General features: G+C 68.6%; 9 protein-coding genes and 1 pseudogene. 5 read left to right on the plus strand and 5 right to left on the minus strand.

Going from position 1 to position 13,161, the window contains the following annotated elements; all coding sequences use genetic code 11:
• The first annotated feature begins 564 nt into the window (after positions 1 to 564).
• Both CW359_RS15530 and CW359_RS15535 read left to right on the plus strand, forming a co-directional pair.
• On the plus strand, positions 565 to 4,482 hold the full coding sequence (locus CW359_RS15530) for an SGNH/GDSL hydrolase family protein (RefSeq protein WP_105970524.1): 3,918 nt from the start codon (positions 565 to 567) through the stop codon (positions 4,480 to 4,482).
• Entirely contained in the window at positions 4,482 to 5,255 is a 774-nt protein-coding gene (locus CW359_RS15535) for a hypothetical protein (RefSeq protein WP_157968550.1), read from the plus strand. The genes CW359_RS15530 and CW359_RS15535 overlap by 1 nt, the downstream gene beginning before the upstream one ends.
• A gap of 23 nt (positions 5,256 to 5,278) precedes the next feature.
• Here CW359_RS15535 and CW359_RS15540 read toward each other — a convergent pair.
• Positions 5,279 to 5,566: pseudogene (locus CW359_RS15540) on the minus strand (RNA polymerase sigma factor); the annotation flags it as partial.
• Positions 5,567 to 5,888: 322 nt separating this feature from the next.
• A complete protein-coding gene (locus CW359_RS47325) occupies positions 5,889 to 7,055 on the minus strand; it encodes a transposase (protein ID WP_332874976.1) in 1,167 nt (388 codons plus the stop codon).
• Positions 7,056 to 7,403: 348 nt separating this feature from the next.
• Between CW359_RS47325 and CW359_RS15550 the strand changes: the two genes are divergently transcribed.
• From CW359_RS15550 to CW359_RS15560, 3 genes are all read left to right on the plus strand, one after another.
• The gene (locus tag CW359_RS15550) at positions 7,404 to 8,240 is read left to right on the plus strand and encodes a helix-turn-helix domain-containing protein (protein ID WP_105970526.1); all 837 of its coding nucleotides are present in this window, start codon (positions 7,404 to 7,406) and stop codon (positions 8,238 to 8,240) included.
• 83 nt (positions 8,241 to 8,323) lie between these two features.
• A complete protein-coding gene (locus CW359_RS15555) occupies positions 8,324 to 8,791 on the plus strand; it encodes a cupin domain-containing protein (protein ID WP_105970643.1) in 468 nt (155 codons plus the stop codon).
• Complete coding sequence (locus CW359_RS15560) at positions 8,788 to 9,507, plus strand: SGNH/GDSL hydrolase family protein (protein ID WP_105970527.1); 720 nt, start codon at positions 8,788 to 8,790, stop codon at positions 9,505 to 9,507. The genes CW359_RS15555 and CW359_RS15560 overlap by 4 nt, the downstream gene beginning before the upstream one ends.
• 367 nt (positions 9,508 to 9,874) lie before the next feature.
• On the opposite strand, the gene CW359_RS15570 is transcribed toward CW359_RS15560, so the two are convergent.
• The 3 genes from CW359_RS15570 to gcvH form a co-directional block, all read right to left on the minus strand.
• Positions 9,875 to 11,242, minus strand: a complete 1,368-nt coding sequence (locus CW359_RS15570; protein WP_105970529.1) for an L-serine ammonia-lyase — start codon at positions 11,240 to 11,242, stop codon at positions 9,875 to 9,877.
• An 86-nt stretch (positions 11,243 to 11,328) separates the two neighbouring features.
• Positions 11,329 to 12,594, minus strand: coding sequence for a serine hydroxymethyltransferase (glyA, locus tag CW359_RS15575; protein ID WP_105970530.1), 1,266 nt, complete (start codon positions 12,592 to 12,594; stop codon positions 11,329 to 11,331).
• A gap of 75 nt (positions 12,595 to 12,669) precedes the next feature.
• Positions 12,670 to 13,047: a glycine cleavage system protein GcvH gene (gene gcvH / locus CW359_RS15580; protein WP_105970531.1), complete on the minus strand. Its 378-nt coding sequence runs from the start codon at positions 13,045 to 13,047 to the stop codon at positions 12,670 to 12,672.
• Positions 13,048 to 13,161: the final 114 nt, after the last annotated feature.

Here is a 13,161-nt window from a genome sequence, read left to right on the forward strand (position 1 = left end):
ATGGCCTGTGGGTCAGCCGAGGCATCGTCCTCTTCGTCAGTGCTGATCTGTCGCGGCAGCGGCCGGTTCCTGACGAGTTGTGGGATTCGGTCGCCGCTCGCGTTGCGCTGCGACCTGCGGAGTACTTCGTCTCCGAGATCTCCGGGTGGTGCGCGCCGGTGTCGCTTCGGCCGGGAATCAGCTGTTCCTGCTGCTGGCCGCGATCTGCCTGGCCATCGGCGCCGCTGGCATCGCCACCACCGCTTTGGTCACGGTACTGGAGCGAACCGGGGAGATCGGGCCGCGCCAGGCGCTCGGCACACCGACCGTCCCTGTCGTGGCTGTGACCTGCCAGTGGGCCCCGTCATCCCGCCCCTCGTCGTCGCTCTCGCCCCGGCCACCGGTCTGCTCGTCGGCCTCTGTCCGGCCTCGCGCGCCGGGCGCATTCAGTCCGCCGAAGCTCTCCGCCGCTGAGCCGATGCCACATGCACCGGTGCGGCTGCGGAGTTCGTCCGATCAACCGCTCTTCCGGACCTTGGAGAACCTTTGAGACGAAGAAGCCGATACAGAAGAGCATGGGCCGCCGTGGCGGCGTGTGCCGCCCTCACCGGTGGCCTCCTGCAAGCCGCCGGGCCCGCGACCGCGGCACCCGAGCCCGGCCGCGCAGGCGAACAGGCCACGCCGACGCCTTCGGGCCAGGTCGAGGAGCCGGGCAAGAAGCTCGGCAATGGCTGGAAGGCCTCGCCGGACCGCGCCGTCACCTCCGCGGCCGATACCGACGGCCTGCACATCCTCACCGCGGACAGCGCCGAGGCGTACACGTGGAAGACTGCCGCCGTACTTGCCGAACCGGGCATGCCGGCGGACACATGGATCGGCAACGCGTGCGTGATGGACCGCTCGCACGTCGCGGTCGCCTACGCCCCGCGCACCTTCACCAACCATCAGGACATGATGCTGGGCGGCGCGTTCACCGCCGTCGTCGACCTGGAGACAGGGCAGGTGACGAAGCTGCCGTTCACGGCTTCCCTGGCCTACTTCGACCCGTCCTGCAACCCTGACACGCACACGGCCGCCTTCACGTCCTTCCGGGACAGCAAGAGCCGTATCGTCACCGTCGGCACATCCGGTGACACCGTGGCCGACACGGTCGCCGACGGACAGGTGACCTCGGCCGTCCCGGTCACGGACGGTGCGGTGGCCGCGCGCGGCAGCCACCTGGTGCACATCGGCCGGTCGGGGAAGGTCAAGAACCTGGCCGACGCGGAGAACGTGCCGTTCGACATCCGGGTGGTGGGCAAGAACCGGGTCGCCTTCCTCGACCGCGAGGGCGACGACACGGCACACGCCAAGCTGTGGGGAGGGCAAGGGCGCCCTGCGACGTTCGCCTCGGGCAAGCTCGGTGACCTCGCCCTCAAGCAGGGCGGCACCGGGCGGGTGTTCCTCACCGGTCACCCCACCGGCACGCCGGACACCGAGGGAACCGGGGTTACGCGCCTCGACGTGCCGTCCGATGCCGATGTCTCCAGCCATGGCCGGCTTGCCGTCGACCCGGTCATCTCGCCGGGAGTCCGCTCCGGTCTGGAGCGGATCAAGGGAGCGGGCAAGGGTTTCACGACGTCCGAGCCGGCGCCGCAGGAGGACGGTGCGCAGCCGCCGCAGACGGGTGACGAGGAGCCGCTGACGCTGACGGCCACCGTGACCGCGACCGCGGACACGATCACGCAGTCCGTGCCTGGACAGGACAGCGGATCCGGCACCGGTACCCTCTCGCCGGCACTCACCGGGGCCGACACCGAAGGCGGGACGCACACCCAGCTGACGCCCGCCACCGTGGCCGCCAGTGTCTCCACCAACCCGGTCGACACCGACCGCTGGTGTTCCGTACCCCGCAACGACGTGGACAGCATGGCGCTTCAGCCGACGTCGAACCAGGTCGAGTGGGCCGTCGACATGGCCGTCCGCGGTGCGCTGCGGTCCAGCTGGATCACGCAGGGGGGCTGGCGCTCCCAGGCCGGTCTTCTCGGCAACATCGACCCGCAGGGCTTGTTCCCGCCGCGGACGCTGGCAGGTGGCGGGCGTATCCCGGCCCAGGTCATGCTGGGCGTACTCGCCCAGGAGTCGAACCTGTGGCAGGCGGAGTCGGGCTCGGTACCGGGTCAGATGGGCAACCCGCTCGCGGCTGTGGCCGGTTTCTACGGGCACACGGGCGACACCGCCGACGAGTACTGGAAGATCAACTGGGACAAGTCCGACTGCGGTTACGGCGTCGGCCAGGTCACCGACGGCATGCGCATGGCCGGACACGAGAAGACGGACGAGACCAGCCTGGACCCGAACGTGCAGCGGGCTGTCGCCCTCGACTACACGGTCAACATCGCCGCTTCCATGTACATCCTCGCGGACAAGTGGAACGAGGTCCACACCGCGGGTCAGACCATCACCGTCAACAACGACGACCCGGCCAAGCCGGAGAACTGGTTCGCCGCCCTGTGGAACTACAACCTCGGCTTCAACCCGAACAAGGGTGACGGCAAGCCGTGGGGTCTGGGCTGGTACAACAACCCGGCCAACCCGCTCTACCCGGCCTCCCGGCTTGCCTTCATGGACACCTCGCTCGACCCGGACGCCAACCAGGACGCGGCGCACCCCCAGTACTGGCCGTACCAGGAGAAGGTGATGGGCTGGGCCGCCTGGTCCATCGACGCCGGCTACTCCTACGCCACCTCCGGACGGCAGGACTGGCCGGGCGAGAGCGGCTTCTCCTCGGCCGGCTTCCGCCCTGCCTGGTGGAACACCGAGGGCCAGCGCAGCCTCATCAAGCCGCCATTGAGCGCGTTCTGCAACTCCGCCAACGCATGTGACACCAGCAACCCGCCGGACTGCCCGGACGCGGCCTGCTACGAGCAGTACTGGTGGCGCGGGTCGAACGTGACCTGGAAATCCAACTGCCCCAACGACTGCGGCAACGAGAACATCAAGTACCAGACGCTCGTCAGCGAGCCCGGACGCGGCTACCGCCTCCAGTACGGCGCCCCCGCATGCACCACCACCGGGCTGCCCTCCGGGGCTCTGATCGTCGAGGCGATCGCAGCCTCCAAGCCCACCTGGAGCGACTGCGGCGCGGTCGCCTCAAAGGGCAGCTTCCAGTTCTCCTTCTACTCCGACGCCGACAACGAGTACGAGGCCAAGGGTGACCTGCACCAGATCGGCGGCGGCTACGGCGGCCACTTCTGGTACACCCACACCCGCGACACCGCTCATCTCGGAGGCACCGGCGGCCGGATGACCATCGACGGCACGTGGACCCTGGGGCAGAGCCTGAACCAATGGTCCCGTGTCTTCGCGCACATGCCGGACACCGGGGCCCACACCCAGCAGGCCCACTACGTGATCAAGGGGGTCGCGGGCGGCGCCCGCGACCGCTACATCAACACCCACTACAGCAAGAACACCTGGGTGGACCTCGGGGTCTACCACTTCACCGGAACCCCCACTGTGACCCTGACGAACACCACCGACGACGGCACCGCCGACGAAGACGTCGCATGGGACGCCGTGGCCTTCCAGCCGCTGCCGGGCAAGCCGCAGCACATGGTCGTCGCCATGGGTGACTCCTACACCTCCGGTGAGGGTTCCGGAGCCTACTCGCCCGAGTCCGACAGGGGTCACGGGAAGACCAGTTGGAACGCCTGCCGGCGCAGCGCCAACTCCTGGCCGCGCAAGATTCTGTTGCCCGGCCAGAGCACCACCCTCGGCGCACTCGCAGACAGCCACAGCTCCGCCGCCGACCTCCTGAACGTCAGCTGCTCCGGCGCGCACACCTGGCAGATGACCACAGGAGACCCCACACCATGGGGAAAAATCGGCAACTACCGCGAGAAGAGTCAGATCGACTCCGGCGTCCTCAGCCCGGACACCACACTGGTCATGCTGACCATCGGCGGAAACGACGGCGAAAACTTCACCAACGCCGTCACGAAGTGCTTCATCATCGGGGTTTGTGACCCGGCCGACTACACGGGCAAGGCTGACCAAGCGGTCACGGACACCGGGCAGCTCATCCGCCAGATCGCGAGCGCCGCGCCGAACGCGCAGATCGTGCTCATGGGCTACCCCCGCCTGGTCAGTGACGAGCCCTGCGTGACAGCCGACTTCGACGCCCTGAACTATTTGGCCGACTACGTCCGCGACAAGCAGAAAGCCAAAGTGGAGGAGCTGAACAAGGCCGGGACCAAGGTGGCTTTCGCCGATCCCATCCCCGCGTTCCAGGGGCACGGAATCTGTGACAGCAGCGAATGGATCAACCGCGTCGTCGCGGGCCCGAACGGTGACGGCGACTTCCACGACGGGGACCCAGCCAACCAGGTTCCATGCATACCCTGGCCCGGGCAGAACATCTGCGCCAGCCTTGAGTCGTTCCACCCGAAGAGCGCCGGCACCACGGGCTACTCCCAGGTAATGGGTCAGGCGCTGGCCGACATCGGATACCAAGGCGGCTAGTGGAACCTGACACAACTGGCAGTGCGGTGGTCACGGGACGGGCGAACCGCCTCGTGACCACCGGCTGCCTGACCATCCTGATCGCGCTGATCATCGTTCTCGGCATCGTCGTCTCCTGGTTGTGGTACCGGACCTGGCACGACGAGAACGTCAACAGCGAGCGCGAGGAGAAGGTACTCGCATCGCTCCTGCAGCAGGCCCGTGATACGGCAGACGCCACGGCCCGCGCACTCGACACGAGCGGCACCACCGACGCCGACGCACTCACCGAGGTGATCTGGCGCCATACCGAAGCACCCGTGATCACCTACGACACGTCCCGCCGGGAGTTCACCGCCACAGCCGCAAAATCCGCCCAGTACGACGAAGAGGTCATCGTCCCCGGAGGGGGGCCCGTCGAGATGACCCGGTGTTTCGTCTTCACCTACATCCACCGCCTCGGCCAGGAGTGGACGTCGCGGGTTTCCGAGCGGGACGACAAGATGTGTCGTCCAGGCACCGATGTCGGAGGCATGGTCCGCCTGGCATTGACGCGCGTTTCGAACATGTACGCCGAGGACCTGACGCGCGCCGGGGTACAGAAGGTCCTCGACCCCACCGGAAGGCGCTTCTACGACGTCAGGAACGTGGTGCGCGGCGGGGACACGGTGACCGTCTTCGTCCTCGTCTCCAGTTCGGAGGGAGCGGTCGAACAGTGCTACCGCTTCACCCGGCCCGTCTACGGGGACGACAGACAGGGCTCCGCCACCGCAGTTCCCGCATTGTCCTGCTGAGCCCCTCAGTACTCGCTTTCAGGGCGACGACCGCGTGTTGCCTGCGCCCTGTTGCGCAGCACGTTCGTGGCGATACCCAGCAGCCAGGGCCTGACGCCGACCACCTCACCCCGCAACTTGGCGCGCAACCGCCATGCCTCCAGGCAGGTCAGTGACATCACATCCTCGGCGACGGCCCAGTCGCCCGTTGTGCGTAGGGCATGGGCGTAGACCACCCGCGCATGTTGATCGAAGATCTCGGCGAACGCATCGCGCTCACCGGACCTCACCCGCTCGTTCAGTGAAGACTCCACGCCTGCAAGTGTCCGCAGAGCTCAGCCGGTTCCACTTCCGTTCCGGACAATCGACTCTGCGTCTTCACCGGCAGCAGCATCCGGATCTTGAACGGACAGTGAAAGTGCCCTCTGGACTGGGAAGATGAGGCGCGGTGAAGAGATCTGCAGTCTTCGGAGTCGTGTCGATTTTCTTGCCGGGCAGTTTTTGTCTCCGCAGCAGCCCACGGCCGGAACCGAAGACCGCACCGGGCCGTCAGCCGAGGGTGTCTTCCGGCGAGCGCACCCCCGATGCGGCCCTCGCCAAGATGTGCATCGGCTCGCGGTGGGGCAACACGGCACTGATTCCTAATGCTGTCTGTCAAGCCGAGGGAGCGGTGGGCGGCACGGCTTGGTAGGTCCGTCGATCGCGCAGGAGGGCCCAGAGGACGTTGACCCGGCGGCGGGCCAGGGCGAGAACGGCCTGGATGTGGCGCTTGCCTTCGGAGCGTTTGCGGTCGTAGAACCGGCGGGAGTCCTCGCAGTGTCGGATGCTGAACAACGCGGAGGTGTAGAAGACTCGTTGGAGTCGGCGGTTGTAGCGTCGTGGGCGGCGGAGGTTGCCGCTGATCTTGCCGGAGTCGCGGGGAACAGGAGCAACGCCGCCGAAGCCGGCGAGGCGGTCAGGAGTGCCGAAGAAACTCATGTCCCCGCCGGTCGCGGCAAGGAACTCAGCACCGAGGATCACGCCCAGGCCGGGCATGCTGGTGATCACTTCGAAGTCCCGATGTTCGCGAAACCGGGCCTCGATCGCCTTGTCGAGCTCGGCGACCTGCTGGTTGAGGGTCATCACTTTCCGCGCGAGTGCGTGCACCATCTGGGCGGTCAGTTGTTCGCCGGGCAGGCTGGTGTACTGGCGTCCGGCGGCCTCCAGAGCTGTCTCGGCGAGCCGGTCAGGGCGCAGGACCTTGCGGTTGCGCAGCCAGGTCTCGAGCCTCTTCTTCCCTGTCCGGCGCAGGGAGGCCGGGGTCTGGTAGCCGGTGAGCAGCATGAGTGGGCCGGTGTTGGTGAGGTCCAGTGCCCGTTCCAGGCCGGGGAAGAGGATCACCTCCAGAGGGTCGTCCGCATCGTCTGGGTAGGGGGTCTGATCCAGCAGGGCAATGGAGCGGCTCAGCTGCGCGTAGGCGTCCTCCTGCCACGGGCCCTGGTGGTGGATGGTCCGCTGCAGATACCCCTCCCAGCGCTCCATGCCTTCCGGTTCCTGGGTGACCGGGTCGTCTAGGGCCAGGAACAGGTCGAGAATCTGACCGAGGTCCGCGTTGGTCGCGCTGGGTCGGCCGTCCCGGCCCCGAGCCAGAGAGGCCCAGGCCGCGTCGAGCAGGGCCCACGGTGCATACAGGCTGAGGCCCTGGGCGGCCAGGTCACGGACGGGCGGAAGGCTGGCGCTGGTGGCCGCGATCAACTGCGTCAGCGAGTTCGGGTCGTGACGTAGGACCCGCTCGAAGTACTTGGTCTCCGGAACGGGGTAGCGGGAGAGGGTTCGCCGCATACCTGAAGATATTCCGCCTCTACCGAGCGGGTGCGCGACGGGTTTTCCCGCACCGGGCGCCTAGGTCCGTCCGCCGCTCGCTGGATGACCGTGCGCCGGGTGATGACGGTGTCCGCGGACCGTGAGGAGCGGGTGCTTGGCTACCGGCCGCAGGGAACACCGGCACAGTGGTTGTCGGTGAGAACGAACGTGGTCCGGGTGGCGCGCGCGTGCCGACCCGGTTCTCGTACTCGTCCCGGGCCTTGTGCTGGGCGGGGACCGTCCGGGCGCCCGGGGAGCCGACCGTGATCAATCTCAGCGCCAACTGCCGTACCAGTCCCGAGACCGCCGGTTCGTACACTGCTGAGGGTGGAAGACCATACGGCCACCAGGATCTGTGCACGTCCGGCGCCCGCCTTGCGGCGGTACGTCGGCTCGTATGTCGGTTTCGATCTTCGTGGGTTCCCGGCGGGGGTGCACTGCGGTCCGCCGGGCCGCGTGCTCACTGCGGTGATCAGTCTGTCCGGCCCCCTGGAGGTGGCGGCGGGCGTCGACGACGGGTCACCGGTCACCCGATTCGGCAGCGTGGCCGGCGGTCTGATGCGCCGGTCCGTCGCGATCCACCACGACGGACGCCAGGAAGGCGTGAAGGTGTCGCTGACACTGCTCGGGGCCCGGGCCGTCTACGGCATGCCCGCCGCGGATCTCGCCCACCGACTGGTCCCACTCGACGAGCTTCTCGGAGCGCTCGGCGTCGAGCTGGTCGACCGGCTCCGCGCGGCGACGACATGGGCCGCGCGGTTCTCCGCGCTGGACGAGTTGCTCCTGCGAGCCGTCGGCCGCGGCGCCGTCGGCGACCCCGTGTCCTGGGTGCGCCCTGAGGTGGCCGAGGCATGGCGCCGCCTCCTGGCCGCGCGGGGCCGCGTCCAGGTTGGGGCGATCGCCGCAGAACTGGGCTGGAGCCGTCGGTACCTCACCGAGCGGTTTCGCGGTGAGGTGGGCCTGTCGCCGAAGACCTTCGCCCGGGTTCTGCGCTTCGAGCACGCGCACGAACTGGCCACCATGCACGACCCGCTTCCGTGGGCCGATGTGGCGACCGTCTCCGGCTACGCCGACCAGGCCCATCTCGTCCGGGACTGGAGCGAGTTCACGGGCCGATCGCCGACAGCATGGCGTCGCGGCGAAGTCCTGCTCGGGACTGAGTAGTCGCCGACCGGCCGCCCATCGCGTCGGCTTCCGTTCCCTTTCCTTCAAGACCACCTCATTGCTGTCCTGTGACGATCGTCGGCATGAGACTCGTCAATCACGAACCCAACGCCATCGACCTGCGGACCACCCCCGTGCACCTCGGGCTGGGGTCGAGAGCGAAACCCGTCGAGGGCTTCGCCTGGGACCCGGAGGTGCTTCATGCCTACAGCGCCGCGGTCGCGGCGGACGGCGCTGAGGGCCGGATGGTGACGATCTTCGACGGCGACGGCCTCGGCGGCCATTGGGAGCGCCACCCCGCCGGCGACGAACTGGTCGTCTGCCTCAGCGGATCGGTGACGGTCACCCGCGATGTGGACGGAGGGCCCGACCGGGTTGTGCTCGGGCCGGGCGAGGCCACCGTCAACCCGGCCGGGTCATGGCACGCGGTCGACATGGCGGGACCGGCGTCCATCCTGACCATCACCGCCGGCCTCGGCACCGACCACCGTCCCCGGACCGAAGCCCGCCCGACCGAGCACGCCGGCACGTCCGGCCCGCGAACACCGTGACGACCCGTGTCGCGTGCCTCGGCGACAGCCTCACCCGCGCGCAACTCAGCGTCGACTACCTGGACCTTCTCGAACGACGCCGACCTCCCGGCGACGTGCAGCTTGCCCGCTTCGGCGTCAACGGCGACTTCGCCCACAACCTCTCACGGCGCCTCGATGCCGTCGTCGCGGACCCACCCGACGTGATCACCGTGCTGATCGGGACCAACGACGCCCGAGCAAGCCTCGCCGGCTACCCCGTCGAGCGGGCCATGAAGCGCAAACAACTCCCCGAGCGCCCGTCGGCCGGCTGGTTCCAGCAGTGCCTGGGAGCCGTCGTCGAACGGCTGCGAACGCAGACCGACGCGACGATCGCCCTGCTGTCCCTCCCGGTCCTCGGCCAACAACTCGACGGAGCCGCGGCGCGGGCATCACAGGCCTACAGCCGCATGATCGCCGAGGTCGCGACCACCAACAAGGCGACCTACCTCCCGCTCCACGAACGCCAGACCGAGGAACTACGCCAGGCGGACCCGCCGCCGATCCCCTACCGGGGCCCGACGCCCGCAGCGAGCGTCAGCGTCCTCGTCCAGCGCGCCTTGCTGCGCCGCAGCCTCGACACGATCTCACGGCGCCGGGGTCTCGTGCTCACGACCGACCACATCCATCAGAACAGCCGCGGCGCCGCCCTTGTCGCCGAGGTCATCGACACCTGGCTCCCGACCCGGAGCGCGTAGCCGGTTCCGGCGGCGGCCCCTTTCCAGCGGATTCGGTTCCCACCCCTACCGGGCAGGCAACGACGACCGGACCATCTCGAACGCTCTCGGCTACCACGACAAAACCACCACCCGCCGGCTCGACGAGACCGGCGGGACCTGGAGCCGATACGCCGTTGGGGATCACACACGGTCACCGGCAGGTTGGGTTCGTCATTTCACACCCGAGGTAAACCTCCAGGGGTGCTGCTCACGGGTAGACAGCGCAGGGCAGAGGCTCATCCCGCACGGGATTTCCCAGGGAGTTTCCAGGGACTTTCCGTGGCGTAAGCAGGGAAGGCCCTGATAGGGCTGACAGATAAGAACGCGCTGGTCAGGACCCACCCCCTCAGCACTCGATGATGTTCACCGCAAGCCCCCCGCGAGCCGTCTCCTTGTACTTCACACTCATGTCGGCCCCCGTCTCCTTCATCGTCTTGATGACCTTGTCCAGCGACACCTTGTGCGACCCGTCCCCCCGCATCGCCATCCGCGCCGCGGTCACCGCCTTCACCGCCGCCATGCCGTTGCGCTCGATGCACGGGATCTGGACCAGGCCGCCCACCGGATCGCAGGTCAGGCCGAGGTTGTGCTCCATGCCGATCTCCGCCGCGTTCTCCACCTGCTCCGGACTCCCGCCCAGCACCTCCGCCAGCGCTCCCGCCGCCATCGAGCAGGCCGAGCCGACCTCGCCCTGGCAGCCGACCTCCGCGCCGGAGATGGACGCGTTCTCCTTGAACAGCATGCCGATCGCGCCCGCGGCCAGCATGAAGCGGACCACGCCGTCCTCGTCGGCGCCCGGCACGAAGTTGATGTAGTAGTGCAGGACCGCCGGGATGATGCCCGCGGCGCCGTTCGTCGGGGCCGTGACCACCCGGCCGCCCGCCGCGTTCTCCTCGTTCACCGCCATCGCGTAGAGCGTGATCCACTCCATCGCCCGCGCCAACGGCTCGCCCTCCGCCCGGAGTTGGCGGGCCGACATGGCCGCCCGGCGGCGGACGCGCAGGCCGCCCGGCAGGATGCCCTCCCTGGACATGCCCCGCGACACGCACGCCTGCATCACCCGCCAGATGTCCAGCAGCCCGGAGCGGATCTCGTCCTCGGTGCGCCAGGCGCGCTCGTTCTCCAGCATCAGGGCGGAGATCGACAGGCCCGTTTCCCCCGCCAGGCGCAGCAGTTCGTCGCCCGTGCGGAAGGGGTACTTCAGCGGGGTGTCGTCGAGCTTGATCCGGTCCGCGCCCACCGCGTCCTCGTCGACGACGAATCCGCCGCCCACCGAGTAGTACGTCTTCGACAGCAGCTCGGCGCCCGCGGCGTCGTACGCCCACAGGGTCATGCCGTTCGCGTGGTAGGGGAGTGTCTTACGGCGGTGCAGGACCAGGTCGTCGTCGAAGGAGAAGGCGATCTCGTGGTCGTCCAACAACCTCAGACGGCCCGACTCCTTGATCTGCTCGACCCGTACGTCCGCGCCCTCCACGTCCACCGTGCGCGGCGAGGCGCCCTCCAGGCCCAGCAGCACCGCCTTCGGGGTGCCGTGGCCGTGGCCGGTCGCGCCCAGCGAGCCGTACAGCTCCGCCCGGACCGACGCCACCGCCCCGAGGACCTCCTCGCCCCGCAGCCGGCGGGCGAACAGCCGGGCCGCGCGCATCGGGCCGACCGTGTGGGAGCTGGACGGGCCGATGCCGATCGAGAACAGGTCGAAGACCGATACGGCCACGGTGACTCCTCACAGAGGGCGGGGACACACGTCGTCGGGTGCCCCCGCCGGGACGAACTACTTGATCAGGCCGATCTCAGCCGACTTCAGGCTGACTTGAGGCCGGGGTACAGCGGGTGCTTGTCGGCCAGCGCCTGCACGCGGGCCTTCAGAGCGGTTGCGTCGTACGACGGCTTCAGGGTCTCCGCGATGACGTCCGCGACCTCCGTGAAGTCCTCCGCCGTGAAACCGCGGGTCGCCAGCGCCGGCGTACCGATCCGCAGGCCCGACGTCACCATCGGGGGACGCGGGTCGTTCGGGATCGCGTTCCGGTTGACGGTGATGCCGACCTCGTGGAGGCGGTCCTCCGCCTGCTTGCCGTCCAGTTCCGAGTCGCGCAGGTCGACGAGGACCAGGTGGACGTCCGTACCGCCGGACAGCACGGACACGCCGTGCTCCGCGACGTCCGACCGCACCAGCCGCTCCGCGAGGAGCTGTGCACCCTCCACCGTACGCCGCTGGCGCTCCTTGAACTCCTCGCTCGCGGCGACCTTGAAGGAGACCGCCTTCGCCGCGATCACGTGCTCCAGGGGGCCGCCCTGGAAGCCCGGGAAGACGGACGAGTTCAGCTTCTTCGCGAACTCCTGCTTGGCGAGGATGATCCCGCCGCGCGGGCCGCCCAGCGTCTTGTGGGTCGTCGAGGTGACGACGTCCGCGTACGGCACCGGGTTCGGGTGCAGGCCCGCCGCGACCAGACCGGCGAAGTGCGCCATGTCGACCCAGAGGTAGGCCCCGACCTCGTCCGCGATCCGGCGGAACTCGGCGAAGTCCAGCTGCCTCGGGTACGCCGACCAGCCCGCGATGATCACCTTCGGGCGGTGCTCCTTGGCGAGCTGCTCCAGCTCGGCCATGTCGACCAGACCGGCCTCGTCCACGTGGTAGGCGACCACGTCGAACTGCTTGCCGGAGAAGTTCAGCCGCATCCCGTGGGTGAGGTGGCCGCCGTGCGCCAGGTCCAGGCCGAGGATGGTGTCGCCGGGCTGGGCCAGCGCGAACAGCGCGGCCTGGTTGGCGGAGGCGCCCGAGTGCGGCTGGACGTTGGCGTACTCGGCGCCGAACAGCTCCTTGACCCGGTCGATCGCGATCTGCTCGGCGACGTCGACGTGCTCGCAGCCGCCGTAGTAGCGGCGCCCGGGGTAGCCCTCGGCGTACTTGTTGGTGAGGACCGAGCCCTGGGCCTCCATGACCGCGACCGGAGCGAAGTTCTCCGAGGCGATCATCTCCAGGGTGGACTGCTGGCGGTTCAGCTCGGCGTCGACGGCGGCGGCGATGTCCGGGTCCAGCTCGTGCAGGGGAGTGTTCAGAAGCGACATGGGGTCAGTACGTCCTTACGTCCTTGTGCCTGGCCTGGTGCGGGGCCTTGTGCGGGGAATCCCGGCCCGGTGATCTCAGCTGCCGGAGAACTCGGTGTACTCGTCCGCGGAGAGCAGGTCGCCCGGCTCGCCCGTGACCCGCACCTTGAAGAGCCAACCGCCGTCGAAGGGGGCCGAGTTCACCAGCGACGGGTCGTTGGAGACGTCCTCGTTGACCTCGGTGATCTCACCGGAGACCGGGGAGTACAGATCGCTGACCGACTTGGTCGACTCCAGCTCACCGCAGGTCTCGCCCGCGGCCACCGTCGTACCCACCTCGGGAAGCTGGACGTACACGACATCGCCGAGCGCGTTGGCCGCGTGCTCGGTGATACCGACCGTCGAGACGCCGTCCTCGGCGCCCGACAGCCACTCGTGCTCCTTGCTGTAGCGCAGCTGCTGGGGGTTGCTCATGGCCTGAATTCTCCTGTACGCGGGGGACTGGTCCTGCATGGGGTGTTACGGAGGGAAACTGGCTGCCCGTGAGCAGCCAGGACACGGGTCGCCGGCGACTCCCGAGTGGAACCC

This window comes from Streptomyces geranii, from assembly GCF_002954775.1.
Lineage (GTDB): Bacteria > Actinomycetota > Actinomycetes > Streptomycetales > Streptomycetaceae > Streptomyces > Streptomyces geranii.

Excerpts from the sequence above, each read along its gene's own strand:
- CW359_RS47325 (WP_332874976.1), bottom strand. The coding sequence starts at position 7,055 with ATGCGGCGAACCCTCTCCCGCTACCCCGTTCCGGAGACCAAGTACTTC.
- CW359_RS15555 (WP_105970643.1), top strand. The coding sequence starts at position 8,324 with ATGAGACTCGTCAATCACGAACCCAACGCCATCGACCTGCGGACCACC.
- glyA (WP_105970530.1), bottom strand. The coding sequence starts at position 12,594 with ATGTCGCTTCTGAACACTCCCCTGCACGAGCTGGACCCGGACATCGCC.
- gcvH (WP_105970531.1), bottom strand. The coding sequence starts at position 13,047 with ATGAGCAACCCCCAGCAGCTGCGCTACAGCAAGGAGCACGAGTGGCTG.